Here is a 23606-nt window from a genome sequence, read left to right on the forward strand (position 1 = left end):
CCGCACAGAGCTCGTGAGTGACAGAATGGCGGCATCACCCCCGTACCGAGGAGACTCTGTGACTGCGCGCACCGTCGAGCTGTTCGTCGACCCCGTCTGCCCCTTCGCCTGGATGACCAGCCGCTGGCTGCTGCATGCAGCGGAAGTCCGCGAGATCACGCCGAAGTACTCGGTGATGTCCCTGTCCGTCCTCAATGAGGGCGCTGAGCTGGATTCCGGCTACCGCGCGATGCTCGACGACTCCTGGGGCCCGGCCCGGCTCGCGATCGCGATCGACGCGTCCGAGGGCAATGAGGCATTCTCCCGCTGGTACACCGCCTGGGGCGAGCGCTACCACGTCGGCGGCGAGAACAACGACCGACGGGCCGCGGCAGTCGCCGCGCTCGCCGATGCTGGCCTGCCCGACTCCCTGATCGAGGCCTACGACCCGGTCGCCGGCGACGAGACCGACACCGCGCTGCGCGCCTCTCACGAGCGCGGGATCTCGCAGGTGGGCAACGACGTGGGCACCCCCGTGATCTCCTTCGGCGAGGGCACCGCATACTTCGGCCCCGTCGTCTCTCCGGCGCCGAAGGGTGAGGACGCCGGGAAGCTGCTCGACGCCCTCGCGACACTGGCCTCGATCGACGGCTTCTACGAGCTCAAGCGCGCCCGCAGCGGCGGCATCGACTTCAGCTGATCCCCGCTGTCGTAAGAACACCCCCGTCGGCCCCGCCTGGCCGCCACGCCGGCGGGGCCAGCTGACTCTGCAGACCTCCCGAAAGCGAGACCCCGCCATGCGCGTGCACATCGGCACCGACCACGCCGGATTCGAACTGAAGAACCGCCTGGTGGCGGTGCTCCAGAACAAGGGCCACGAGGTCACCGACCATGGCGCCCACGAGTACGACGCCCTTGACGACTACCCGCCGTTCTGCACCGACGTCGGCCTGGCCGTGGTCGCGGATCCGGAGTCCCTCGGCATCGTGATCGGCGGCTCCGGCAACGGCGAGCAGATCGCTGCGAACAAGGTGCAGGGAGTGCGCGCCGCACTGGTGTGGAACGAGGACACCGCACGGCTGGCCCGCCAGCACAACAACGCGAACGTCATCTCCATCGGGGCCCGCCAGCACTCGGAGGAGGAGCTGGAGTCGCTGATCGACATCTTCCTCGCCGAGCCGTTCCCCGGCGAGGAGCGTCACCAGCGCCGGATCGACCTGCTGGGCCTCTACGAGCGCACCGGTGGGTACTCGGAGTCCGCTGTCTCCACTGACGGCGCTGTCTCCACTGACGACGCAGCGCCCGCCTCCACCGACTGATGCCCGAGGGTCATACCGTCCACCGGCTGGCCGCTGCCTTCGAACAGGCCTTCAGCGGCCAGCGGGTGCGCACCTCGAGCCCGCAGGGCAGATTCTCCGACGCCACGCAGCTGAACGGAATGGTGCTGCTGGGCGCGGAAGCGGTCGGCAAGCACCTCTTCCTGCCCTTCGCACCGGCGGAGGATGTGGAGCGCGATGCGCCGGTGGTGCGGCACGTCCACATCCATCTGGGGCTGTACGGCTCGTGGACCTTCGCCGGTGAGCCCGGTTTCTCCGACGCCCATGCGATCGGCGCGCCACGGCTGCGGATCGGAGAACGGGAAGAACGGCTGGACAGCGAGGAGCAGGATGGCGGTGGCGCCACCGACTGGCGGCGCCTGGTGCCGCGGCCGACGGTTCGCCTGCGCATCGCGGGACCGACGGGGCTCGCGGACCTCACCGGGCCCACGGCCTGCGAGATCATGGACGCGCACGAGCGGCAAGCCGTGCTGGACCGTCTGGGCCCGGATCCGTTGCGGGCCGACGCAGATCCCTCGCGCTTCGTCGATGCTGTGCGCCGCTCCCGCACCACCATCGGCGCGCTGCTGATGAACCAGAAGATCGTGGCGGGGATCGGGAACATCTACCGCGCCGAGCTGCTGTTCCGGGCCCGCCTGGATCCCTTCGTGCCCGGGAAGGATCTGAGCACCGGGATGCTCGAGGAGATGTGGGAGGACCTGGTCGCGTTGATGACCTACGGCGCCCGCACCGGGAGGATCGTCACCACGCAGCCCGAGCACCGCGATCTCGAGCCGCGCATCATCGAGCGCTCTCGCGGCACCCGTCAGAACGGAGATGAGGATCCGGACGTGGTCTCCCGCGAACGGTCCTTCTACGTCTACCACCGTCAGACCCTGCCCTGCCGGCTGTGCGGCACCACGGTGCGCTCGGCTGAACTCGCCGCGAGGACCGTGTTCTGGTGCTCCCGGTGCCAGAGCGTGCGCAGCCGTCGCGCGGGCTGGACTCGCGAGCACCCGGCGGCGCCCTGGGCGCTGGAAGCGGAGGGCGCCGATGTGCTCGCCGCAGGAGACGGGGCGGCGTGACCGGCCCACGTCTCTCGCCGCCTGACGGGGCCGTTGTGCCGTTCCCGCCGCCACCCGCGGTGACTGCCGAAGGGATGCTCCCCGTCAGTGACGGCCATAAGATCTTCTGGGAGGAGTCCGGCGCGGCCGACGGCGTCCCGACCCTCTACCTGCATGGCGGTCCGGGAGGCCGGCTCACCCCCGGCTACCGACGGAACTCTCCGGCAGACCGTGCCCGGATCATCGGCCTCTGCCAGCGCGGCTCCGGCCGCTCCACCCCCTCGCCCGGAGCTCCCGGCCCGGTGAACCTCACCGGTCACACCACCGAGAATCTGGTGGCTGACCTCGAGGCGCTGCGGGAGCATCTCGGGATCGAGGCCTGGATCGTGCAGGGCGTCTCCTGGGGGAGCACACTCGCCCTCGCGTACGCCCAGAAGCATCCTGAACGGGTGCTCGGCGTGGTGCTCTTCGCGGTCACCTCCACCTCCCGCCGCGAGATCGACTGGACCACCGAAGGGGTCGGCGCGCTCTACCCCGAGGCCTGGGACGCCGTCGCCTCCCTCGCCGAGAGCCACACCGGCTTCGACCGTCATGACCACGGCGCGGAGCGGTTGCGACTCATCGAGGCCTACCGGCAGATGCTCACCGGAACGGACCAGGCCCTGGTCGACACCGCGGCCCGTGCCTGGATGACCTGGGAGGACGTGCACATCGGGATCGGCGGGGGAGGACCTTCCACCGCGCATGCCGGGCAGGAGGATGCACCGATGACCGAGTACGAGCGCGGCTTCGCCCGACTGGTCGCTCACTACTGGGCGCTCGACGGGTTCGTCGCCGACTGGGCCCAGCAGTGGGGCGCAGTGCCCGGCAGCGGCCTCCTCGGCGGGATGGCTCGGCTGGCGGGCATTCCCGGGGTGCTGATCCACGGGCGCCGCGATGTGTCCGGCCCTGCCCTGACCGCTTGGGAGCTCCACCGCGCCTGGCCCGGCAGCGAATTGATCATCGTCGAGGACGAGGGCCACGGCGGACCGCTGATGGTGGAGCACTGGCGCACCGCCGTCACCCGGATGGTTGACGCACAGCAGGTGCCGCCGCAGTAACCTTTCTGCCATGCCAGTTCCCGACCCCTCAGGTGCCGTGCTGCGCCACGCCGCGCTCGCCGATATCGACCCCTGCACGCTGTATCTGCTCGTCAAGCTCCGCCAGGACGTCTTCACCCTCGAGCAGCACGCGACGGATGCTGATCTGGATGGTCGGGAGCTCGACCCCACCACGACGCTCATGTGGCTCGAGCGTGCGATCCCGCGTGCCCCGGCCGCAGAGGTTGCCGCAGAGGTGTTGGGAGCTCCGGGTGAACCGGTGGCGCACCTGCGGGTGCTCAGGGAGCCCGGCGGCACGGTGCGGATCGGCCGGGTGGCAGTGCGCGCCGATTACCGACGCGGTGGTTACGGCCGTCAGCTGATGGCCGGGGCGCTCGCGCATGCTCGGGAGGTCGCGCCGAGGGCCGAGGTGCACATCGACGCCCAGGCCTACCTCGAGCAGTGGTACGCCGCGATGGGCTTCGAGTCCCTCGGCGGGCTGTTCATGGAGGCTGGGATCGAGCATGTGGCGATGGTGCTGCGGCCGGATCGCGGCTGAGGCGTCGGGCGCGGCGTTCGGGCAAGCGTCCCGTCCCTGCCTACTTCCCGCGCGACTCAATCTTCTCCCGCGACTCAGTCTTCTCCCGCGGCTCGGCCTTCCCCCCGTGACTCGATCAGCGCCACGATCTCCTCGCGCTCGAAATATCTCGCGGTCTCCAGGGCGCTCGGGGTGCCCAGCCCCGGATCGGCGCCAGCGCCGAGCAGGACCTCCGCGACCGCGGTGAAGCCCTTGAAGGCGACGCCCGCAAGCGGTGACTGACCGCGATCATTGCTCAGGTCCACGTCCGCCCCGCGGACGGCCAGCTCACGCACCAGCTCGGCATGGCCGTGATAGGCAGCGAGCATCAGCGGAGAGTTTCCGGCGCCATCGCGGAGATCCACCGGGGCGCCCTGGTCGATGAGCGAGAGCAGGGTCACGGAGTCGCCGTTGCGGGCGGCATCGAGCAGGGAGTGGGCCAGCTCGATCACGGCGTCATCGGTGGCAGAGTCGTTGTCCGTCATTGCACGAGAGTACTGCGGGCCGCTCGAGGATGCTGCGGGCTACCATTCGCTCATGGAGGCAGAATCGAGTGAGCGTGCGGCGGGGACAGGGGCGCTGCGACCCCTCACGCCGGCTCTGGCGGAGCGCTACGGGGTGAAGCCCCGGAGGCGAGTTAGTACGTGGCTGATCGGGGTGGCGGCGGTGCTTGCTGCCGGGGTCGCCATAGTCGGCGAGGCAGGAGCAGCCGGTGTGCTGGCCGGGCTCTCCTGGGCGCTGCTGCTGGCCTGGGCGGATCGGCGCGCACGACGGCCGCTGGTGTTTCTCCTTGGAGCTCTGCTCGCGATGCTGGTGGCGCTGCTGCTTCCGCTGGGACGCCACCTGCCCGAATTCTTCGCCGACCCGCAATGGATCCCCTGGGCTGTCATTTACATCCTGTTCGCTTTCGGCGGCGTGATCCCTTGGATCGTGACGCCCGTGGTGACGTATCTGTGGTTCGCTCGCACGGGGCTAGTTCGATGACGCGGTCCCGACTCCCGATCCGCCATGAGCCCGAGGAGACCTGACCACTCGTCGCCCGGCAGCACTCACCCCACCAGCAGCTCCGCGAGCAGCGGCCACACCGCGAGCCCGAACGCGATCGCGATACCCACCAGGTCCGCGCGCCGCAGCGGGCTGGGCAGCGCCCAGGTGCGGGTGGTCGCGGTCGCGAAGCCTCGTGCATCCATCGCGAGTGCCTGCTGCTGGGCACTGCGCAGGGCATCGACCAGGAGGGCCAGGGTGGCGCTGGCCAGCAGCCGCGGGGAGGTGCGGGTGCCCAGCCCTCGCAGCACCCGGGCCTGGGTGATGATCTCCCACTGCTGGCCCAGGTGACCCGCACGGATGAGCCCGGTGACGGACGCTGCGATCATGCGGGCGGGCATCCGCAAGCGGCCGCCGAGCGCGTCACCGAGCGCGGTGGGATCCGCGCTGCCGAGCGCCAGCACCCCGGGTGCGACGAACACGGTGATGCGTGCGGCCTCCTTGGCGCCCAGCAGCCAGGCCTCGCCGGAAAGGGAGGGGGCGTCTCCCAGCAGGGCGGTGGTCCAGGCCAGGCCTGCGGCCGAGAGCAGGATCGGGGTCAGCCGCAGCAGACCTCCGCGCACGGACCGCACCGCGAGCGGCGCGAGCAGCACGATCGGGAGCAGGGCCAGCAGTCCTCCCTGCCAGCTCTGCACAGCGAAGGAGCCGATCGCGGCGAGGATCCCGATCAGACAGAGCACCAGGGGGTTCAGGGCGTCGGCCGGAATCGTGCGAGCACGGGGTACCGGGCCGATGGTGCGGTCGGGGCTCGTGCTGACTGTCTCACCGCTGCCGGTCACACTTTTGCCGTCTGCCCCGCCGTTCTCAGCGTCCGACCCGCGCAGGTGATGTTCGACATCGCCCTGCGCGATCAGCGCCGCGTCGTGAGTCGCGGCGACGACGGCGCAGCCCGCGGCTCGTGCGGCCTCCAGCAGCTCCAGCACCGCCCGGTGGCGCGCGGCATCCAGTCCCACGGTGGGCTCATCGAGCACCAGCAGGCGGGGCTGCTGGGCGAGGGCGGCGATGATCGCGAGGCGTCGCTGCTCCCCGCCGGAGAGGGTGTGGGGGTTCGCCTGCCCGAGATTGCTCAGGCCCGCACGTTCCAGGAGCTGGTCGGCGAGCTGCTCTTCGACTGCCCAGGGGGAGGCGAGCACCTCCTCGCGCACGCTGCCCGCGACGAAGGAATGCTCGGGGTTCTGGGGAACGAACGCGACCAGCTCGGGCGCGAGCCGCTCGACGCTCCCGGCCGAGGGGGAGGTCAGCCCGAGCAGTGTGCGCAGCAGGGTGGTCTTGCCGCTGCCGCTGGGTCCTGTGATCACGCTCAGCGCTCCGCTGCGGAGCTCGAGATCGAGGTCCTCGAGCACGGGCCGGCCGCCCCGCGTCGCGGAGATGCCTCGCAGGGCTGCGATCACCTCGCCGTCTCGCCGGCGGGGGAGTTCCGGGCGGGAGGGAACGGTGGGGGAGAGGTCCAGCGCGGCCGCGATCTCGTGGGGTGGGCCGTCGGCCACGATCTGGGCCTGCTCGCCGAGCACGATCAGGCGATCCACATGGTCCAGCCACGGCGCGAGCCGGTGCTCGGCGACCACCAGGGTGCGGTCCGCGGCGGTCTCCAGGATCGAGGCGCGCACGGCGGTGGCGGTGTCCGCGTCGAGCATCGACGTCGGCTCATCCAGCAGCAGCGCCGCAGGATCCAGCGCGAGCGAGCCCGCCAGAGCGAGGCGCTGCTGCTGCCCGCCGGACGCCTCCAGCGGTGCCCGATCGGAGGGGAGGTCCACCAGCGCCGCGTCGAGCGCGGCCGTCGTGCGTGCCTGGATCTCTTCACGCGGCAGTGCGGCGTTCTCCGGACCGAAAGCGGCTTCGCGGCCGACGGTCGCTGCGACCAGGGCATCCAGCGGATTCTGCAGCAGCAGGCCCCGCTCGCCGGGGCGGGCGGGGCCGGGCGCGCTGCCGCTCAGTTCTCCCGTCTCCTCATCCAGCAGACCGGCCAGGGCCCGCAGCACGGTGGACTTCCCGCTGCCGCTGGCCCCGGCCAGCAGCACGCGCTGTCCGGTAGGGATCTCCAGATCGAGGTCGAGGAGGGTGGGCTCGGCCCGTGCATAGGGATGCCAGGTGAGCCCCCGCAGGGACAGGTCCGTCACGCCCGGGCGTCGTCCCGGGCCGTGCGCTCAGCGTGTGAGCTGCCTGGGCCAGGTGGCCCAGCCGGTCCCGCGGCGGTCGCTGAGCCGGTCGTTGCGGCCCGTGCCCGCTGAGCGCGTTCCCTGCCCGCCGGCATCGCATCCAGCGCACCGGTCGCAGCCAGGGCACGGCTTGCCGCCCAGCCCAGCACACCGCACAGCAGCGCCCCGGAGAGCACGAAGAAGCCGAGCATGAGGAAGGAGTAGGTCCAGCTCATCTCCTGGTAGTAGGCGAACTTCTCCCAACCCCATTCCAGCAGGGCGGAGAGGACACCGCCCAGCATCGCGACCGGGAGGGTGAAGTGGCGGTAGCGGGTGAGCAGGAACGCGAGCTCCACTCCGCCGCCCTGCATCAGGCCGGAGATCGCGGTGCCCCAGCCCCACTGGCTGCCCAGCAGCATCGACAGCACGGCGGCGATCATCTCAGCCAGCAGCGCCGCACCGGGCTTGCGCACGATGAGCGCTGCGAGGATCGCCGGCAGGAACCAGATCCCGGCCAGCAGCCCTTCGGCGGGCTTGAATGCCGCGGTGAGCGGGCCGATCAGGGTGTACAGCTGCCCATACCCCAGGAATGCGACGCCGAAGGCGGCGCCGATCAGAACCGTGACCAGAAGATCTACGGTGCGGAAACGAATCATCACTTCTCCTTCCTCGACGGAAGGGGCGTTCAGCACCGAGGGTGCTGCACGGATATCCCGACTCCCTACGCCGGTGTGAGCCGGATCAGGTTCGAGGGTCTGCGCTCTGTGCGCACTCTCAGCACCGCTCGGTGCTCCCCTGTCAGTGGATGACAAGAAGCTACTCTACCCGGCCCGGCGCCATGGGAACGGCCCGCGGAGCCGCGCCCCGGAATCCCCCCGGGTATCGCGGCCCCGCGCAACTGTTCAGCGACGGGCGCGGATCGCCTGATCGACGGCCTCGGCCGTCGCCTGCGGATCGACCGGCGAGATGATGTAGTGAGTGGTGCCGCGGCCGATGATCTCCACCATCAGGCCAGGCCGAGTGGCCATCACCCGGTACGGGGCACGAGCTTCGTCCAGGGTGAAGATCTTCCGCTTCCCGACCGGGGTGAGCTCCGCCGCCTGGGGCGTGATCACGGTGCCGCGCCGCCACCCGTAGCCGCCGAGGGTGACCCCGGACCGGGACGAGGGAAGGTCACGCAGCTGCACCGTGCGGAAATCCTCGAGCGGCCAGGGCTTGCGCGGCAGGAATCCGCCGAGGCTCACGGTGAGGCCGTGCTCGTCGACGATGAAACGCGTCCACTGCCCCATCCAGGTCCACACCGCCAGGGCGAGGAAGAGCACGACCACCAGGAGGACGCCCGGCAGGCTGGAGCGCTGGGCCATCAGCACCGCGAGGATCACGCCGAACACGAGCGTGATCCCGATCCTGGTCCAGCCGATCCAGGAGGGCCGGGTGCGTCCGATATAGAACGGGGCCTCCGGCCTCACCAGATCGTCACCCGCTCTTCAGGTGCGCGGTACATCGCGTCCTTCTCGGTGACCGCGAAGGCGGTGTGGAACTCCTCGAGATGGCCCACCACCGTGTTGCAGCGGAACTCCATCGGAGAGTGGGGGTCCACGGCCAGGCGGCGGATCGCCTCCTGATCGCGGTTCTTCCCGCGCCACACCGTGGCCCAGGACCAGAACACGCGCTGCAGCCCGGTGAAGCCATCGAGCTCGGCATCGATCTCTGCGGCGTCGTGGCTGGCCAGGTAGGCCTTCACCGCGATCGACAGGCCGCCCAGATCGCCGATGTTCTCGCCGATGGTCAGCGCGCCGTTGACGCGGTGCGCATCGTCGAGCTCCCGGGGCGAGAGCTCGGAGTACTGGGCGATGAGCTGCGCGGCACGGGTGTCGAAGGCCTCGCGGTCCTCCGGGGTCCACCACGAGAGCAGGTTGCCGTCGCCGTCGTACTTGGAGCCCTGGTCATCGAAGCCGTGGCCCACTTCGTGCCCGATCACTGCGCCGATCCCGCCGAAGTTCACGGCGTCGTCGGCCTCCGCATCGAAGAAGGGCGGCTGCAGGATCGCGGCGGGGAAGACGATCTCGTTGGCCCCGGGGTTGTAGTAGGCGTTGACCGTCTGGGGCGTCATGTGCCATTCGGTCTCGTCGATCGGGCCGCCCACCTTGGCGTACTCGATGGCCGCTTCGAAGCGGCGGGAGGCGCGGGCGGTGGCCACCAGATCTCCGGGGACGATCTCGAAGCCGTCGTAGTCGCGCCACACCTCGGGGTAACCGATCTTCGGCGTGAACTTCTCGAGCTTGGCGAGCGCCTTCTGGCGGGTCGCCGGGGTCATCCACGGCAGCTGCTCGATGGAGTCGCGATAGGCATCCATCAGGGCATCGACCAGCTCGGTCATCCGCTCCTTGTGGGAGGCGGGGAAGTGGCGGGCGACGTATTCGCGGCCGACGGCGAAACCGACTGCGCCTTCGACGAAGGCGACGCCGCGCTTCCAGCGCTCACGCAGCTCCTCGGCGCCGGAGAGCACCTTCCCGGAGAAGGCGAAGTTCTCGTCGACCAGCGCGGCCGGACCGTAAGGCGCATAGGAGGAGATCGCGTGGACGGCGAGCCAGGTGCGGAGCACCGCGAGGTCCTCGCCCGCCAGCAGCTCGGCCGCGGCAGAGACGTACTCGGGCTGGCTCACGGAGACCACCTCGAAGGCCTTCGCCGGAGCGCCGGTGCCCTCGATGTACGCCTCCCAGGGGAAGGATGGGGCGAGCTCGCGGCGCGCAGCGGCGTCCATCGGGTTGTAGGACTTCTCCCGATCTCGCAGCCGGACCACGTCCATATGGCAGGCGGCCAGGCGGGTCTCGAAGTCCATCACGGCGCGGGCCAGGTCCTCGGCGCCGCCGGCGACCAGCCCGTCCCTGCCGGGCAGCGCGGCGAGCACGCTGAGGCGGGCGAGGTGACCCTCATAGGCCTCGCGGATCTCGGCGTAGCTGTCCTCACGGTAGTAGGACTCATCCGGCAGGCCGAGCCCACCCTGATGGATCTTGACCTGGTAGTTCGTGGAATCACGGTCGTCGGTCCAGACGTAGGACAGCAGCGCCGAAGCCCCTGAGTCGGGGGCCGCCATGGCAGTGGCGATGGCCTCGAGGTCGGCGGCGGAGGTGATCGTCGCGAGCAGCTCCTCGAACACCCCGAAGCCGGCCTGTTCGATCGCGTCAGTGTCCATGAACATCCGGTACAGCGCGCCCACGCGACCATGGTCGGTGGTGGGGATCTGACCGCTGGGTGCGTCACCGCTGGGCGCGTCGGCCGCCGCCTCCTCGATGATCTCCCGCACCCGCTCCTCAGAGAGGTCCCGCAGGGCGTGGAAGGCGCCGTCGCTCGAACGGTCCGCCGGCATCTCATGTTCGCGCAGCCACTTCCCGTTGACGTGACCGAAGAGGTCGTCCTGGATGCGGACGGACTCGTCGACCTGATCCAGGGCGAGGCCTGAGGGGCGAGCGGCGGAGGTGGGGGCAGTGGTCATCATCGGCTCCTGCGAGTGGTGAGGGTACGGGTGAGATACGGAGAGTGAAGCGTGGAGTGCGGCGGTCAGGCTGTGTTCTACAGGCTGTGTTCTACAGGCTGTGCACTACAGGGCGTGGCACGCGGGCAGACTGCGGCATGCAGGTCTCGGCGAGGAACGGCCGCTCAGAAAGCACCCATCCCGAGTGCAGCGAGCACCAGGGTCAGGAGGCCGAGGGCGAACGGCGCATAGGCCCACGGCGTGCGGGAGCGTTCTGCAGGTGCGCGGCGCTGGAGCACCAGGGTGGACAGACCGGTGCCGATGGAGAGCACCACGGTGCCGATCACCAGCACCGGCGAGAGGACCACCAGCACCGTCGCACCGACCTGGAACAGAACGGTGCCGAGCACATCGAGCAGTCGCATGATCACCGTGGAACGAGCGCCGACCCGCTCCGCCAGCAGAGTCGAGATCGCAGCCTTCGACCAGTCGCCAGGACGCGCGATCCGCTGCCGCGTGGTGACGGTCTGCACGGTGGCCAGGACCAGCCACACCAGCGCGCATCCAGCACCGATCCAGATGCCCAGCTCGGTGCGGATGGCCGCAGGCCACAGCAGCAGGGCCAGCAGCACCGTCGCGAGGCGCAACAGCTCATCGACCACGCTGCGCACGGCGAGCAGACCGGGATTGATGGCCAGCTGCTTGCGGGTGCGCGCCACGAACAGGCTCGTGGCGACCAGCGAGACCAGCTGGAGGGCACCGAGGGCGAAGCCGAGGAAGAGCGGGGCCGGGGTCACCGGAGCGAACGGCAGGATCGCGACCAGCAGGACGACGCCGAGGGCGGGGATCAGCAGCGCTTGGATCGACAGCCCCTTGACGAGATCACGCACCAGATCAGCGCCCGTGGGCGGATGGTCGTGACCGGTGTGGTCGTGGGGGTCGTCACAGTGCGGCGCGGGCGCTGCAGGCGAGTCGGTCATGAAGCTCCTTCTGGGTCCCCACCAGGGTAGCGGGGGGTGGACACCGGTGAAGTCGTCCAGCGCTGGTGTGGAACGATGGGGCGGTGGCGACGGATGCGATGAACTCCAATGAGGCGGGCCTGTCCGCCGCTCAGCGACAGCGGGCTATCGGCTCCGTCGTGGCGGCCGCGACGGGTGATGCGCTGGGCGCACCGTATGAGTTCCAGCCGCCGGTGCTCGACTCCGAAGAGATCGGCATGATCGGCGGCGGGGTGCTGGGGTGGCAGCCGGGGGAGTGGACCGACGACACCGCGATGGCCATCGTGGTGCTGGAGGCGTCCGTGGCGGCCTCAGATCGACATGACCTGCGCATCGACACAGCTCAAGACCACATCGCCCGCGAGTGGTACTCGTGGTCGCTCGGCACCCCGGACATCGGCACCCTCACCTCCCTGGTCGTGCGCACTGCAGCGGACCTCGCACGGGTGGACGGGCACTACGCCCCGCGGGCCAAGGACTTCCGTGCCGCCGCCGCTTCGGCCTACGAGGAGCTGCCGGCCTCAGCCGGGAACGGCTCGTTGATGCGCGCGCACGCCTCGGTGCTTCCTTACCTGCTCTCACCGGTCGAGGATGCAGTGGAAGCGATCGAGGCAGTGTGCTGCTTGACACACGTGCATCCGGACACGATCGAAGCCTGCATCCTGTGGGGCCTAGCCGTGCGGCACGCGATCCTCACCGGCGAGGTCGATGTGCGCGTGGGGCTGCCAGAGCTGCCGGAGGAGAGCCGCCAGCAGTGGATCGAACGGATCGACGAGGCGGAGGAGTCCACGCCAGCGATGTTCCGACGCAACGGCTGGGTGGTCGGTGCATTCCAGGCTGCCTGGGCAGCGATCTCCGGGGTCTCGCCGATTCCTGAGGGCAAGTTCGCGCAGCGCGACACCCTCGTCGCAGCCCTCGAAGCCGCTGCCCGTTCCGGCTATGACACCGACACGGTCGCGTGCATCACCGGCTCCTTGATCGGTGGTGCGCTCGGCTACAAGGCGGTGCCGCCGGAGTGGCGACGCACGCTGTTCGGCTGGCCCGGGTACGAGATGGATGAGCTCAAGGGACTGGTCGAACGGGTGATCGCCCCGATGGTGCTGGACGATGGGGGAGAGGCGTGATGACGAGGTCTGCCACTCCCCAGTCGGCGCCCTGGGATCTGCGGATCCTTGCCTGGAACCTGTGGGAGCTGCGAGGTGACCTGTCAGCTCTGATCGAGGCCGTTCAGGATCTGCAGCCCGATGTGCTGCTGCTCCAGGAGGCGCCACGCTTCGTGCTGCCGACCGCGCGGCTGCAATGGTTCGCCCGGCAGATCGACCGGCGGATCCTGGTCGGCGGTGCCGGCGGGCGCGGCCTCGCGATCCTCGCGACCGACGACGTCGCGGCACAGGTGATCCGACGAGGAATGCACCCGGTCGCGCAGACGGTGTCGGATCTGAACTCCACCTACCCGCGCGGAGTCGCGGCGGTGCGACTCTCCGTGCCCGGCGGAGGCGCGGTGGTGCTCTCCTCGACTCACCTTGCGCTGCAGGAGGACAACCGGATGCGGCACGCCGAGCATCTCGCGGCGCTGGTGCGCAGCGCGGGAGCGCCCGTCATCGTGGGTGGGGACCTGAACGAGACGGCCACCGGCAGCGCGCGGACGTTCCTTGCGCCGCTGCTGAGTGATCCGGCGGAGCAGAGCGAGCACACCTTCCCGGCGGCGTCCCCGACACGGCGGATCGATGCCATCCTGACCACCGCTGGAGTGCGGGTGCGGGAAGCGCGCGCGGTGCACGAGACCGTGCGGGTCAGCGAAGAACGGCTGTCAGGCGCCTCCGACCATCTGCCGACGCTGCTGAGCGTCTCGCTCTGACAGGGGTGCTTGCGCTCTCGCGCAGAGTATCCAGCGCTGCTCATCCGGCCCTGAGCATCCAGCGCTGAGCATCCAGCGCTGAGCGTCACCGGGCGAGCCGCAGCCCCGTCCGCAGGGCGACCACATCCCCCTGGCCCCCGACGTGTCGGATGGCGATGCCACCGGGGGAATCACCCACCACCGTGAGCTGGGTGCGGTAGGACTCGACAGCACGGCGCACAGCCGCTGCCGCCTCCGGCTGGTCACGCCAGAAGAAGGCGAGCTCGTCGGCGCGGGCGGCCGACTCCGGGTCGTCGCTCGGCCCGGCCGGAACCTCGCTCGCGACCTCGAGCATCGGTGTGCCGGTGCGTGCGCAGGCCCCGGCGGTGACGTGGTGGGCGCGGACGTGATCCGGGTGCCCATAGGTGCCGGCGTCGTCGTAGCCGATGACCGCATCGGGCTGCAGCAGGGAGATGAGGGCCGCGAGGTCCTCGACCGCATCCTCGAACGGATGCCGGGAGAAGCTGTCGGCACCCGCGGTCTCGGAGGGGCCCGCAAGACCCTCGCGCACCCATCGCATTCCGGAGTCCCGGTAGCGCCGCGGACTCGCTCCTGGGGCCAGAGCCGGGGCGGTGCCGAGCCAGTGCCGCTCGGAGATCCCGAGCGCGTGGGTCGCAGCGTCGATCTCGTGCTCTCGGATCTCCTCGAGCGGGCGGGGATCACCGGCAGGGACAGCCCCCGCCACGATCTCGCCCTCCTCCCCTCGGGTGGCGGTCACCAGCACGACCCGAGTGCCGGCTGCGGCCAGCGTCGCGAGCAGGGCGCCGGTGGAGAGGGACTCATCATCGGGGTGAGCATGGACCGCAAGGACCAGCCGGGCCGTATCCAACAGCTCCCAGGGGCCGACGGCGGGGGCAGTCGCAGGGGTGGTCGAGTGGGTGGTCGCGGGGTCGACAGCGGCGGCATTCATGACGTCTCCTCTGCGGCACGAGACTCCAGCAGTCGCGTGTACTGCGACTCGAGGGTCTGGGCGGTGGTCTCCCAGGTGCGGGTGGCGGCGAACTCACTGGCGGAGCTGACGGCTTCGCGGTAGTCATCGGCATCCCGCAGCAGGGACTGCAGCGCCTCGGCCCAGACGTCGGGATCGCGGCTGTCCAGCACGAGCCCCTCGGGGGCGACGGCCTCCTGGACTCCGCCGGCGAAGCGCCAGGCGAGCACTGGGGTGCCGCTGGCCTGTGCTTCGAGGGCGACCAGCCCGAACGTCTCCGACCAGCTGGTCAGCAGCAGAGCGCCTCCGCAGCGCATGGTCTCGGCAAGCTGGTCCCGGTCCAGCGATCCCACGAAGTCGACCCGGTCCTCGATGCCGAGGTCCCGGGCGAGCTGGCGCAGCTGCTCGGCATAGTCCGCGAAGTCCTGCGAGGTGCCTCCGGCAAGCACCAGGCGGGCACCGAGCTCCGGGTCCAGATGCGCGAGGATCTCGAGAGCGAGGTCTGGGCCCTTGAGCGGTTGCAGGCGCGCGGTGAACAGCAGCGTGGGACGCTGTCGCCGCTCGGTGAGATCCGCGCAGGGGCGGAACCGGTCGACATCCACACCGGGGCGCACGACGGTCAGCCGCGAGCCCGGCACGCCATAGCGCTCACCGATGGTGCGCGCCTCCGCCTCGGAGACGGCGACCACGAGGTCAGACCCGGTGGCGACGAACTGCTCGCCGGGAATCCTTCCGTCGGACTCAGCAGGCTCACCGGCATCCAGGGTGGTGGAGCCGTCCGGGGCGGCCACGGAATGGAAGGACTGCAGGTGGGGGAGGCCCAGCTCGCGGGCGACGGGAAGCGCGGCGACCCCGCTGAACCAGTGGTGCGAGTGGAGGAGGTCCCAGCCCGCCGTGGCAGGCCCTTCCCCCGATGTCACGCCAGCGGCGAGAGCTTCGCGCAGCGCCGCACGGAAGGGACTGATCACCTGTTCCATATCGCTCTTGGCCAGAGGCGTGGCAGGGCCGGCGTCGAGATGGAACAGACGCACTCCGTCGGCGATCTCGACCACGGCAGGGGAATCCGGGTCGGTGCGCCTCGTGAACAGGTCGACCTGATGGCCGAGGCGGGCCAGGGCCAGGGACTGTTCGAGCACCACGACGTTCATCCCGCCAGCGTCTGCACCTCCCGGTGCCTCGAGCGGTGAGGTGTGGAGGGAGACCGCAGCGATGCGCAGAGAGGTGGCCGACATGCCCGCCATCCTAGGCGTGCACAGGGCTCCTGCTGTGTTCGCTGCTGTGTCCGGGAGCGCAAAGGCGGGCGGGGAGGGGTGGACTTCTCACCCGGTGTTCGCCCTAGACGAAACTTCGGGCGGCTTGCGTCACGGGAAGTTGAAACGGGCAACAACAAGGTGCGAGTCTGAAACGCATGGAGACGGCGGAGAAGGTTGACTGGGCTGCGTTGAACGCCCACGCGGCGGGCCGTCCTGCCCGCCGGATGGTGTCGAAGGCGATCGCTGCAGCAGGTGGTTCCCGTAGACCGGGGACTGTGCTCGATCTCGGTGCTGGTGCGGGGGCGGACTCGCTCCAATTCGCACGCCAGGGCTGGACCGTTCACGCCTACGACAGTGATGACACCCTGGCCGCCCGGCTGGTGGAGAACGAGCGGATGACCGGCTCGGTGCAGTTCCACCACGGCGATATCGCGACTGTCCCTGCCTTCCCGCCCGCTCAGATCGTCTACTCGACGTACACGCTGGGCCTGCTGGGTCCGGCCGCGCTGCCTGGAGTCTGGAAGAAGCTGGTGGATGCCCTTCCCCGCGGCGGCGTGATGGCAGTGGACTTCTTCGGCATCAACGACTCGTGGGCGGAGCGCCCGGATGTGGCGACCCTGCCGCTCGAGCAGATCGACGCGATGTTCCGTGGCTTCCAGGTCATGGACCGGTCGATCCGCGACGAGGACGGACGATTCCTGGCCGACAAGAAGCACTGGCACGTCATCACCACCCTCGCCCGCAAGCTGCACTGAGGCGGCAAACGCTGGCGGGGTTCCCTCTGGAGAGGCTCTCCCTGGTGAGGCTCTCCTCTGTGCGTTTCACGCGCGGAACCTCCCGACCCTCGTGAGCACGCGATCACGCAGGTCTGCGTGCTCTTCTGTCATCGCAATCCTCATCATCAGGTCCGACGCCACCTGCCACCCTTGATCGGGGAGGGCCCGCCGCAGTGCGTAGAGACGCAGCGCACGGCGCACGAGCAGCGGCGTAGCTGCTCGTGCTGAGGTGCGGCCACCTAGCACCAGACGGACGGACCTGTCCAGAGCTTCGGCATCCTGGAGTGCGGTATTCGCCCCGTGCCCGAGGTTCGGGGCCATGGCATGGGCGGCATCGCCCAGCAGCACCACGTTCTCCCGCACCGGGCTGAGTGCTGGGGCGGTGTGGATGCCATGGACGAGGGTGCGCTGCCAGGAGGCTGCGGCGAGGACCTCATCGATCTCGTCGCGATGGCCGCCCACCACCTCGCGCAGATGGGCGAGGTCCCCGGCTATGGATCCGGTGCGATGCTCCGGGACGCAGGCGAACCAGTTGGTGCGATGACCGGGCAGTGGGGTGATGCCGAACAGCCACCCGCTGCCCCAGGTCTCGGAGATCTCCGGAGGGACGTGATCCGTGATGCCGCGCAGGACGGTCAGCCCACGGGACCGCGCCGCCTGAGCGCCGGGCCACCCTGAGCGTCGCACCAGGGAATGGACACCATCGGCGCCGACCAGGAGATCCGTTCCCTGGCGCAGCGGACGCACATCGTCGATGCGGCGCTGCCCGAGATGCACGGTCGGGGGGAGCGACTCCCACAGGATGCGCACCAGCTCGGAGCGCGAGATGAGCACTGCATCGTCGGCAGGCATCGTGAGCAGGATCCGCCCGTCGGACGCTCGCAGTGTGCCGGCTTCAGGTGCGACGGCCGCCGCCCGCACCTCCTCTCGCAAGCCCATCCGGTCGAGCGCCCGCTGCGCAGAGCTGAACAGGACCAGTGCGGTGCCGACGGTGGGGATCGCGAAGCTCTCATCGATCAGCTCTACGCGGTGACCGTCTGCGGCGAGCAGGATCGCGGAGGCCAGCCCGGAGATCCCGGCGCCGAGGATGCGGACCGTGAGCACTGGCGGCATGGAAGCGACTCCGGAGTCGAGGGATAGCAAGCGAGTTCTGGCCCCATCGTAGAGAGCGGATAGCTCTAGGCGGGGGTGAGGTCGGACGGGGGCAGCTCTTCGGGGGGCTTGTCGGGAGGCCCGTCGGGAGGCTCTTCGGCGTTCGGCCGATGCTGCTTCGGAAAGTTCTGCTCCGATGGAGCCTGCGATGGGTCCGGAGCGAGGAGAGCGCGCGTGAACGAGATTCCTTGCGCTCCATGCGGGCTCGACCAGAACCAGGCCTCCGGTGGCATATCTTCACCGGGCGCTGGCGTGGAGGACGGCGAGCCTTCCCGGTAGAAGCTATGTCCGTGCCATCCAGCGGCACGATCGCCCACAGGCCATGCTCCTTGAGCAGGTTGCAGCGCACGCACAGACCCTGGCCGTTCGCGTAGCTGGTGGGCCCTCCGCGATGGTGCGGGATGACGTGGTCGCTCTGGCGGATCTTCGCATTGCACCACGGCGTGCGACAAGTCGTGTCCCGCCATCGGATCATCCTCGCCAGCCCAGCGGGGAATGCCCGCGATCGCGATTCCATCGCGATCAGCTCACCCTTGCTGGGGCTGGCGTAGAGGCGCCGGTAGAAAGCGCTGACCTCTTCATCGGGATGCTCCGGCTCGGTATGGCGCAGGTGACCCGGCGGCCTGCCGAGCAGAGTGTCCGAGACGATGTGGGCGGGGATCACGCCGTACCCCTCGAGCCGTGCGCTCTCGGCATCATCGTCGCGGCCGAGCAGTGCCGTATCGGTGATGACGATGCCGACTTCGATGCAAGGGGTGGGGCGGGGGCGACGGAAGGCAGATCCCTCGGCTGCGGTGTTCGGCTCTGCCTCCGAACCCTGCCCTGCGTCGGCAGCGTGCGGATGCAGGACGGCGTCCACCAGCAGATCGGCTTCGAGGGCAGGGACGGAGGCCTTCTCCCCGGCGGCGCGCAGCGACTCGGCCTGACTGTTCAGAGTCTGCATGAGCCCGACGGCGTCGATCCCGCGCAGCACGGCAGAGACTCGTGCCATTCCATCGGCCAGCGGTGTCATCGTCACGTGCCGTTCCCGTGCGGCGCGCTCCGCCCGTTGCCGTGAGGTCTCCGGTTCGAGCGTCTGGATCATCTCGTCGACGTCTTCGCGCAGCCGCTTGTGCCCTTTGCCCGACAGCAGCTGAGGGGCCTCGGAGATGATCTCGTCAAGGCGTTCACAGGTGGCGGGGGAGGCCGTGGAGAGCGCGCCGGCCACTGTGGAGGCCTGCTGAGCGGTGACGGACCCCTCCCAGAGACGGGTGATCAACCGCGGCATGTGCTGAGTCAGTCGGCGAGCTGAGGCGAGGGAGAAGGAGGACGCAGCAGGGGTGATTCGGCGCGCCAGGGCGATCTCATGGCTCGCCCCCTTGCCCTGGGAGAGGGGTGCCACTCCGCGCTCCGCATCGCTGTGTCGGATTCGCTGTTCCGCGGTGACCTGCCAGGTCGCGTCCAATGCAGCCAGCGAGGCACGCAGATGGTCGATGCCGGCGAGGACCGCGAGGGCCTCTTCAGGAGAGTTCGGTGCAGTGTCCGGCAACGGGTCACGGACCGAGCCGGTGTGGGAGAAGGCGACCAGTGTCGCGGTCAGGATCTGCGCAAGCACGATGCGGGCTTCGCTGCTCGCCTCGATCTGGGTGAGGCGGGTCGCCACGGAGGACAGGACATCCGCCGACGGCTCGGCCTCGGCGCGACGAGGTTCGTCCTCGCCGGGGCCGTCCCCGTTGCTGTGCGGTGCCGTGTCATCCATACCTCGATCGTACGGAGATTCGAATCGGCCGACCATCCCCGGGAGAAATGTGTGGACAACGTCTTCGTAAGAGTGGAAATGTGCACAAGTATGTGGATAAGTGGGCTCGGTGGAGGAGTGGTCGCACAGTGATTCCGGCTCCCCATTCGTCACCCGGCTCCCGGGCGATTCGGTGCCTGGAGGCATTTGGCCTGCTTGCGACCTGGGGTGGGGCTCCGCTACCGTGCGCCTTGCAGCCTGGAGCGATGTTGACCAGGCGGACTCCGTATTCCGCATCATGATTGGTGATCGCTCTATGGCTCGGGCGTGCAGAGGCCGCAAGAATCGCGGAATCTAGAAGCGGTCAAGAATGCTGATGATCTTGTGGATAACTCGCACTGGGGAGGAAGCGTCGACTTTGCCGGCACCTTTGCCTACGTCGGCTCTGCCGACTTCGTCTCCGCCAACGTCGACTCTGCCCGGGAGGCGCCCCTGGACATGGTCACCACGGCCGAAGCCATCACAGCTGGAGCCATCACAGCCGAAGCCCTCACGGCTGGAGCCGCAGCATCTCTCCACCCGTGCCCGCAGCCTCATCAGCCAGCGGTCACTTGCCGCCCAGCAGCGTCAGCACCGCGGTGACCCGTCGGTGCACGCTCGCGCCCTCGCTGAGTCCGAGCTTCGCGAACAGGCGCTGGGTGTGCTTCTCCACTGCGCCGCCGCTGATGTACAGCCGCTCGGAGATTCCGGCGTTGGTCAGGCCCTCACCCATCAGCTCGAGCACCTCGCGCTCGCGCGGAGTGAGCTCATCCAGCGGCGTGCGTCGACGGGAGGAGATCACCTGCCCCACCACGTCGGGATCGATCGCGACCCCTCCCGCGGCGACCCGCTCGATCGACTCGAGGAACGAGCGGATGTCGAAGATCCGGTCCTTCAGCAGGTAGCCGGTCGCGCTGGCGCCGGATTCGATCAGCTCGGTCGCGTAGCCGACCACCACGTACTGACTGAGCAGCACGATCGGTGCCTCGGGCCACTGTGCTCTGATCTGCTGCGCGGCGCGCAGTCCCTCATCGGTGTGGCTGGGAGGCATTCGGATGTCCGAGATCACGAGGTCCGGCCGCAGCTCCAGGGCTCGCACCACCAGCTCTGTGCCGGTTGCGGCGGCGCCCACCACCTCGTGGTCGGCCTCTTCGAGCACCAGGCGCAATCCTTCACGGATCAGCGCTGAGTCGTCGGCGATCAGGATGCGCATGGGATGACTGCCTCGATCCGGGTTCCGTGAGCGTGGGGTGAGGTCACTGTCAGGCGTCCCTCCAGGGATGCGACTCGTCCTGCTAGCCCTGCCAGGCCGCCGCCGGTGCGCATCTCGGCGCCTCCGCGTCCGTCATCTTCGATCCTCACTCGGGCATCATCCCCGATGCGCGCCACCTCTACCAGGATGTTGTCGGCGCCGGAGTGCTTGGCCGCGTTGGTCAGTGCCTCGGAGACCACGTAGTAGATGCCGATCTCGACGTGCTCGGGGAGGGTCAGGTCGGGGCTCTCGACGGTGGTGGGGATAGGGGAGATCGCTGCCAGCTCGGTGAGCGCTGCGGCGAGACCGCGATCGACCAGCACCGGTGGGGCGATCCCGCGGGAGAGCCGACGCAGATCATCCAGGGTCATCCCCAGCTGCTCACGGGTCTCGCGCAGCACGGTCTGGGCCTTCGCCGGATCTTTCGCCGCGAGGGCTTCGACCCGGGCGAGGTCCATCGAGGCTCGCACGAGGCGCTGCTGAGGGCCGTCGTGCAGGTCCCGTTCGAGGCGGCGCAGGGCGGTGGACTCGGCGGTGCGGCCGGCAGCGCGGGACTGCTCGGTGCGCAGCAGCTGCTGCTGCTCGTGATAACGCGAGCTCAGCATGCCGCGTGCCACGCCACGGTGCAGAGCGGCCAGGCCCCGCATCACGGGGTTGAGGGTGAGCAGGAACAGCAGGCCGATGAGGAACTGCAGGACCATGTCCACCGGAAGTGCATAGGCCTGCGGCACCCCGATCAGCTCGCCCAGGCCGTTGTTGTCCTCAGCGGGCAGCACCTGCTCCAGGATCAGGGTCGCGATCGGCCCACCTGCCGTGGCGATCGCCCCGACGGTCCAGGCGATCGCGAGAGGGAACGTGATCAGCACCAGGATGAAGTTCACCAGCACCCAGAGCGAGTCCAGCCAGTTCTGCGGGTCGGTCAGCGGGGTGACGAGGCGACGCATCCAGCCGGCTCCGTGAGGAGCGGTCCGGGGCGCGGGCGTCGGCAGCTCCGTGCCGAGCATCGAGGACTGCAGGCCGCGCTCGGCCGCGGCGAACCCGCGGGCGACCAGCACCCCGCCGATCAGGATCGGCAGGCCCACCCAGACGATCACGGTCGAGACGCCAGCGGCGAGCAGGGTGAGGACGAGGGAGAATCCGATCGCACCGAGCAGCAGGGCGATCAGCGAGTAGGCGAGGAAGCGGCCGATCGGGGTGGCCCAGCGGCCCACGGACCAGCGCTGTGCCGGGGGAGCAGTCTGAGGGGGAGGCGCATCGAGGGCTTCGGGCACGGTCATGGTGGTCATGTCTCCACTCTGGTGGCGATGGACCGCGCACCCCATCCTGGCACCAGGTCAGCGGTTGTCGGGCTGGCCCGACAGCTGCTGAGCACGGAGGCGGTTCAGTCCTGCTCGCAGATCTTCTTGAGCATGGCGAGATCCTCGGTGACTGCCGCGGCATCCTCGGTGAACTCCTGCTCGGACATCGCCCCTCGGCGCAGGGTGAACACCACCTCGCAGCGATGCGGCTCGAGTGCCAGCACCCGCAGCGGATTCAGCACGGACTCGCCGCTGGGGAGGGTGACAGCGTGGTCCATGACCCCGTACTCGTTCTCCGGGACGAAACTGACCAGCACCCGCCCCATCGGAGAGTCCATCGACCACTGTGTGGCCTCGCGCTGCACTTCGCTGCCGGCGAGCCCCGCCGCCCAGCGCGGCAGATTCCGCGGATCGCTCGCGAATTCGTAGACCGTGCGCCAGGGTCGCTCGATGACGATGTCGAGATGGCGGGAGGCGCCGACGGAGGCTGTCGCACCGTCGCTCAGCTGTGCACTGTCGCTCATGGCGGCGACGCTAGCAGGTGCGGCCGACGGGCGATGCCTCGCACGGCAGCTCACACTGCAGCTCACGCCGCAGCGGCGCGTGCGCCGCGGGCTTCGGCCCGGGCCGCGCCCGCTGCCTGGGTCGTCTTCTCGAGCGCGTCCTCCCAGCTCGTCGGCTGCAGGCCCTCCTGCGTGGTGAGGAGCCCCGGCTGCAGCACGCTCGGTGAGTACCAGAGCCCGGAGATCCCGTGCAGTTCGCGCGCGAAGGTGCTCAGCGGTGCCAGTGCGCGCAGCGCGATCCGGGGGATGACCAGGGGTCGACGTGCTTTCGTCGCGAGGAGTGCGGACGCCGCTGTGATCAGCTCTGACTGCGAGCGGGCGGGGGCGGAAGGCGCATGCAGCACGGCATCGCCCTCGGGGGCCAGACGCGCCGCGTGCCGGACTGCATGGAGCATGGCGACGGCGAGATCAGGGATGAACGTCAGTGAATGCGCCGCGGCAGGATCTCCGACGACGATCGGCCGAGTGTCGGCGGCGATCCGCTCGATGAGCATCGCGCACACCACCGCAGCATTGGTGCCCACGGCCGTCGGACCGAGGAGGTCCGCCGCCACGAGGCTGAGGGTGCGGGCGGGATGCGCCCGGCGCTGGGCGAGGAGCATCTCGCGCACCTCGCCCTTGAGGTCGCGCGGGGCAAGCCGTGCCCCCTCGGCGAGGTTCAGCGCCGCACCCTGGAAGCCGTACAGCGATTCAGGGAAGGTCACCGGAATGTCCTTCGCTGCGGCGGCGTCCAGCACGGCCAGCTCCCTAGGTGGTAGATCCCGCGCCCAGATCCGGGCGTCATAGGGCGCGTGGAAGCAGGCATGGATCGCATCGGCTCCCACGAGCGCCTCGCGGAGGACGGTTGGGTCGAGGAGGTCGCCGGTGACCCGTCGGACCCCGGGTTCTGGCGCCGCTGAACTGCGGCGCAGCACGGTGACCGAGTCGCCCTCCGCGAGAGCCCGGTCGATGATCGCGCGACCGATCTGTCCTTCTCCGATGACGAGGTGATGCATGGGATCTCCTAATGGTGAGCACTGCTCTCGATGTGTGGGATTCAGTGAACACCGCTCTCGGTTCCGAGT

General features: G+C 69.5%; 23 protein-coding genes and 1 riboswitch. Of the genes, 9 read left to right on the forward strand and 14 right to left on the reverse strand.

Annotated features, from left to right (window positions below; genetic code table 11):
* The first annotated feature begins 58 nt into the window (after positions 1 to 58).
* The 5 genes from ABD893_RS07755 to ABD893_RS07775 all read left to right on the forward strand — a co-directional run bounded on the left by ABD893_RS07755 (position 59) and on the right by ABD893_RS07775 (position 3997).
* Positions 59 to 679: a mycothiol-dependent nitroreductase Rv2466c family protein gene (locus tag ABD893_RS07755; protein WP_345077872.1), complete on the forward strand. Its 621-nt coding sequence runs from the start codon at positions 59 to 61 to the stop codon at positions 677 to 679.
* 97 nt (positions 680 to 776) lie between these two features.
* Entirely contained in the window at positions 777 to 1298 is a 522-nt protein-coding gene (locus tag ABD893_RS07760; protein ID WP_345077875.1) for a ribose-5-phosphate isomerase, read from the forward strand.
* A complete protein-coding gene (locus tag ABD893_RS07765) occupies positions 1298 to 2380 on the forward strand; it encodes an Fpg/Nei family DNA glycosylase (protein WP_345077878.1) in 1083 nt (360 codons plus the stop codon). Before ABD893_RS07760 ends, ABD893_RS07765 begins: the two co-directional genes overlap by 1 nt.
* Before the next feature lie 74 nt (positions 2381 to 2454).
* Entirely contained in the window at positions 2455 to 3459 is a 1005-nt protein-coding gene (locus ABD893_RS07770) for an alpha/beta fold hydrolase (protein ID WP_345077881.1), read from the forward strand.
* Positions 3460 to 3469: 10 nt separating this feature from the next.
* Positions 3470 to 3997 carry a GNAT family N-acetyltransferase gene (locus tag ABD893_RS07775; protein ID WP_345077883.1) on the forward strand — a complete coding sequence of 176 codons (528 nt, stop codon included), beginning with the start codon at positions 3470 to 3472 and terminating at the stop codon, positions 3995 to 3997.
* Positions 3998 to 4071: 74 nt separating this feature from the next.
* Here ABD893_RS07775 and ABD893_RS07780 read toward each other — a convergent pair whose 3' ends face one another.
* The gene (locus tag ABD893_RS07780; RefSeq protein ID WP_345077886.1) at positions 4072 to 4500 is read right to left on the reverse strand and encodes an ankyrin repeat domain-containing protein; all 429 of its coding nucleotides are present in this window, start codon (positions 4498 to 4500) and stop codon (positions 4072 to 4074) included.
* 52 nt (positions 4501 to 4552) lie between these two features.
* On the opposite strand from ABD893_RS07780, the gene ABD893_RS07785 reads away from it, so the two are divergent.
* Positions 4553 to 4999 carry a hypothetical protein gene (locus tag ABD893_RS07785; RefSeq protein ID WP_345077889.1) on the forward strand — a complete coding sequence of 149 codons (447 nt, stop codon included), beginning with the start codon at positions 4553 to 4555 and terminating at the stop codon, positions 4997 to 4999.
* Between the two features lie 65 nt (positions 5000 to 5064).
* Here the strand turns inward: ABD893_RS07785 and ABD893_RS07790 are convergent, their stop codons facing one another.
* From ABD893_RS07790 to ABD893_RS07810, 5 genes are all read right to left on the reverse strand, one after another.
* Positions 5065 to 7176, reverse strand: coding sequence for an ATP-binding cassette domain-containing protein (locus tag ABD893_RS07790; RefSeq protein ID WP_345077892.1), 2112 nt, complete (start codon positions 7174 to 7176; stop codon positions 5065 to 5067).
* A complete protein-coding gene (locus tag ABD893_RS07795; RefSeq protein WP_345077895.1) occupies positions 7173 to 7850 on the reverse strand; it encodes an ECF transporter S component in 678 nt (225 codons plus the stop codon). Before ABD893_RS07795 ends, ABD893_RS07790 begins: the two co-directional genes overlap by 4 nt.
* Positions 7851 to 7895: 45 nt before the next feature.
* Positions 7896 to 8001, reverse strand: a riboswitch (TPP riboswitch).
* A gap of 95 nt (positions 8002 to 8096) precedes the next feature.
* Entirely contained in the window at positions 8097 to 8663 is a 567-nt protein-coding gene (locus tag ABD893_RS07800) for a hypothetical protein (RefSeq protein WP_345077898.1), read from the reverse strand.
* Positions 8660 to 10690, reverse strand: a complete 2031-nt coding sequence (locus ABD893_RS07805; RefSeq protein WP_345077900.1) for a M13 family metallopeptidase — start codon at positions 10688 to 10690, stop codon at positions 8660 to 8662. The genes ABD893_RS07800 and ABD893_RS07805 overlap by 4 nt, the downstream gene beginning before the upstream one ends.
* Before the next feature lie 164 nt (positions 10691 to 10854).
* A complete protein-coding gene (locus ABD893_RS07810) occupies positions 10855 to 11649 on the reverse strand; it encodes a hypothetical protein (protein ID WP_345077902.1) in 795 nt (264 codons plus the stop codon).
* 98 nt (positions 11650 to 11747) lie between these two features.
* Between ABD893_RS07810 and ABD893_RS07815 the strand changes: the two genes are divergently transcribed.
* Together ABD893_RS07815 and ABD893_RS07820 are read left to right on the forward strand one after the other, a co-directional pair.
* Positions 11748 to 12791: an ADP-ribosylglycohydrolase family protein gene (locus ABD893_RS07815; protein ID WP_345077904.1), complete on the forward strand. Its 1044-nt coding sequence runs from the start codon at positions 11748 to 11750 to the stop codon at positions 12789 to 12791.
* A complete protein-coding gene (locus tag ABD893_RS07820; protein WP_345077906.1) occupies positions 12791 to 13525 on the forward strand; it encodes an endonuclease/exonuclease/phosphatase family protein in 735 nt (244 codons plus the stop codon). Before ABD893_RS07815 ends, ABD893_RS07820 begins: the two co-directional genes overlap by 1 nt.
* Positions 13526 to 13610: 85 nt before the next feature.
* Here ABD893_RS07820 and ABD893_RS07825 read toward each other — a convergent pair whose 3' ends face one another.
* Positions 13611 to 14474 carry a PIG-L family deacetylase gene (locus ABD893_RS07825; RefSeq protein WP_345077909.1) on the reverse strand — a complete coding sequence of 288 codons (864 nt, stop codon included), beginning with the start codon at positions 14472 to 14474 and terminating at the stop codon, positions 13611 to 13613.
* On the reverse strand, positions 14471 to 15724 hold the full coding sequence (locus tag ABD893_RS07830; protein WP_345077911.1) for a glycosyltransferase: 1254 nt from the start codon (positions 15722 to 15724) through the stop codon (positions 14471 to 14473). Before ABD893_RS07830 ends, ABD893_RS07825 begins: the two co-directional genes overlap by 4 nt.
* Before the next feature lie 176 nt (positions 15725 to 15900).
* Here ABD893_RS07830 and ABD893_RS07835 point away from each other — a divergent pair, with 176 nt between their 5' ends.
* A complete protein-coding gene (locus ABD893_RS07835; protein ID WP_345077914.1) occupies positions 15901 to 16500 on the forward strand; it encodes a class I SAM-dependent methyltransferase in 600 nt (199 codons plus the stop codon).
* A 66-nt stretch (positions 16501 to 16566) separates the two neighbouring features.
* Here ABD893_RS07835 and ABD893_RS07840 read toward each other — a convergent pair whose 3' ends face one another.
* The 6 genes from ABD893_RS07840 to ABD893_RS07865 all read right to left on the reverse strand — a co-directional run bounded on the left by ABD893_RS07840 (position 16567) and on the right by ABD893_RS07865 (position 23537).
* Positions 16567 to 17634, reverse strand: a complete 1068-nt coding sequence (locus tag ABD893_RS07840) for an FAD-dependent monooxygenase (RefSeq protein ID WP_345077917.1) — start codon at positions 17632 to 17634, stop codon at positions 16567 to 16569.
* The gene (locus tag ABD893_RS07845; RefSeq protein WP_345077920.1) at positions 17531 to 19411 is read right to left on the reverse strand and encodes an HNH endonuclease; all 1881 of its coding nucleotides are present in this window, start codon (positions 19409 to 19411) and stop codon (positions 17531 to 17533) included. The genes ABD893_RS07840 and ABD893_RS07845 overlap by 104 nt, the downstream gene beginning before the upstream one ends.
* A 586-nt stretch (positions 19412 to 19997) precedes the next feature.
* The gene (locus tag ABD893_RS07850; protein ID WP_345077923.1) at positions 19998 to 20642 is read right to left on the reverse strand and encodes a response regulator transcription factor; all 645 of its coding nucleotides are present in this window, start codon (positions 20640 to 20642) and stop codon (positions 19998 to 20000) included.
* Positions 20630 to 21967, reverse strand: a complete 1338-nt coding sequence (locus ABD893_RS07855) for a sensor histidine kinase (protein ID WP_345077926.1) — start codon at positions 21965 to 21967, stop codon at positions 20630 to 20632. The genes ABD893_RS07850 and ABD893_RS07855 overlap by 13 nt, the downstream gene beginning before the upstream one ends.
* Positions 21968 to 22062: 95 nt before the next feature.
* Positions 22063 to 22503 carry an SRPBCC family protein gene (locus ABD893_RS07860; protein ID WP_345077928.1) on the reverse strand — a complete coding sequence of 147 codons (441 nt, stop codon included), beginning with the start codon at positions 22501 to 22503 and terminating at the stop codon, positions 22063 to 22065.
* 62 nt (positions 22504 to 22565) lie between these two features.
* Entirely contained in the window at positions 22566 to 23537 is a 972-nt protein-coding gene (locus tag ABD893_RS07865) for an NAD-dependent epimerase/dehydratase family protein (RefSeq protein WP_345077931.1), read from the reverse strand.
* Positions 23538 to 23606 lie beyond the last annotated feature (69 nt).

This window comes from Brachybacterium paraconglomeratum, from assembly GCF_039541415.1.
In the GTDB taxonomy this organism is placed as follows: Bacteria; Actinomycetota; Actinomycetes; order Actinomycetales; family Dermabacteraceae; genus Brachybacterium; species Brachybacterium paraconglomeratum_A.

What these genes read in the sequence shown, in the direction of transcription:
- ABD893_RS07765 (WP_345077878.1), top strand. Translation starts at nt 1,298, where the DNA reads ATGCCCGAGGGTCATACCGTCCACCGGCTGGCCGCTGCCTTCGAACAG.
- ABD893_RS07850 (WP_345077923.1), bottom strand. Translation starts at nt 20,642, where the DNA reads ATGCGCATCCTGATCGCCGACGACTCAGCGCTGATCCGTGAAGGATTG.
- ABD893_RS07825 (WP_345077909.1), bottom strand. Translation starts at nt 14,474, where the DNA reads ATGAATGCCGCCGCTGTCGACCCCGCGACCACCCACTCGACCACCCCT.
- ABD893_RS07815 (WP_345077904.1), top strand. Translation starts at nt 11,748, where the DNA reads ATGAACTCCAATGAGGCGGGCCTGTCCGCCGCTCAGCGACAGCGGGCT.
- ABD893_RS07795 (WP_345077895.1), bottom strand. Translation starts at nt 7,850, where the DNA reads ATGATTCGTTTCCGCACCGTAGATCTTCTGGTCACGGTTCTGATCGGC.
- ABD893_RS07865 (WP_345077931.1), bottom strand. Translation starts at nt 23,537, where the DNA reads ATGCATCACCTCGTCATCGGAGAAGGACAGATCGGTCGCGCGATCATC.
- ABD893_RS07760 (WP_345077875.1), top strand. Translation starts at nt 777, where the DNA reads ATGCGCGTGCACATCGGCACCGACCACGCCGGATTCGAACTGAAGAAC.
- ABD893_RS07820 (WP_345077906.1), top strand. Translation starts at nt 12,791, where the DNA reads ATGACGAGGTCTGCCACTCCCCAGTCGGCGCCCTGGGATCTGCGGATC.
- ABD893_RS07780 (WP_345077886.1), bottom strand. Translation starts at nt 4,500, where the DNA reads ATGACGGACAACGACTCTGCCACCGATGACGCCGTGATCGAGCTGGCC.
- ABD893_RS07805 (WP_345077900.1), bottom strand. Translation starts at nt 10,690, where the DNA reads ATGACCACTGCCCCCACCTCCGCCGCTCGCCCCTCAGGCCTCGCCCTG.
- ABD893_RS07855 (WP_345077926.1), bottom strand. Translation starts at nt 21,967, where the DNA reads ATGACCACCATGACCGTGCCCGAAGCCCTCGATGCGCCTCCCCCTCAG.
- ABD893_RS07845 (WP_345077920.1), bottom strand. Translation starts at nt 19,411, where the DNA reads ATGGATGACACGGCACCGCACAGCAACGGGGACGGCCCCGGCGAGGAC.
- ABD893_RS07770 (WP_345077881.1), top strand. Translation starts at nt 2,455, where the DNA reads ATGCTCCCCGTCAGTGACGGCCATAAGATCTTCTGGGAGGAGTCCGGC.
- ABD893_RS07840 (WP_345077917.1), bottom strand. Translation starts at nt 17,634, where the DNA reads ATGCCGCCAGTGCTCACGGTCCGCATCCTCGGCGCCGGGATCTCCGGG.
- ABD893_RS07860 (WP_345077928.1), bottom strand. Translation starts at nt 22,503, where the DNA reads ATGAGCGACAGTGCACAGCTGAGCGACGGTGCGACAGCCTCCGTCGGC.
- ABD893_RS07830 (WP_345077911.1), bottom strand. Translation starts at nt 15,724, where the DNA reads ATGTCGGCCACCTCTCTGCGCATCGCTGCGGTCTCCCTCCACACCTCA.
- ABD893_RS07775 (WP_345077883.1), top strand. Translation starts at nt 3,470, where the DNA reads ATGCCAGTTCCCGACCCCTCAGGTGCCGTGCTGCGCCACGCCGCGCTC.
- ABD893_RS07785 (WP_345077889.1), top strand. Translation starts at nt 4,553, where the DNA reads ATGGAGGCAGAATCGAGTGAGCGTGCGGCGGGGACAGGGGCGCTGCGA.
- ABD893_RS07835 (WP_345077914.1), top strand. Translation starts at nt 15,901, where the DNA reads ATGGAGACGGCGGAGAAGGTTGACTGGGCTGCGTTGAACGCCCACGCG.
- ABD893_RS07810 (WP_345077902.1), bottom strand. Translation starts at nt 11,649, where the DNA reads ATGACCGACTCGCCTGCAGCGCCCGCGCCGCACTGTGACGACCCCCAC.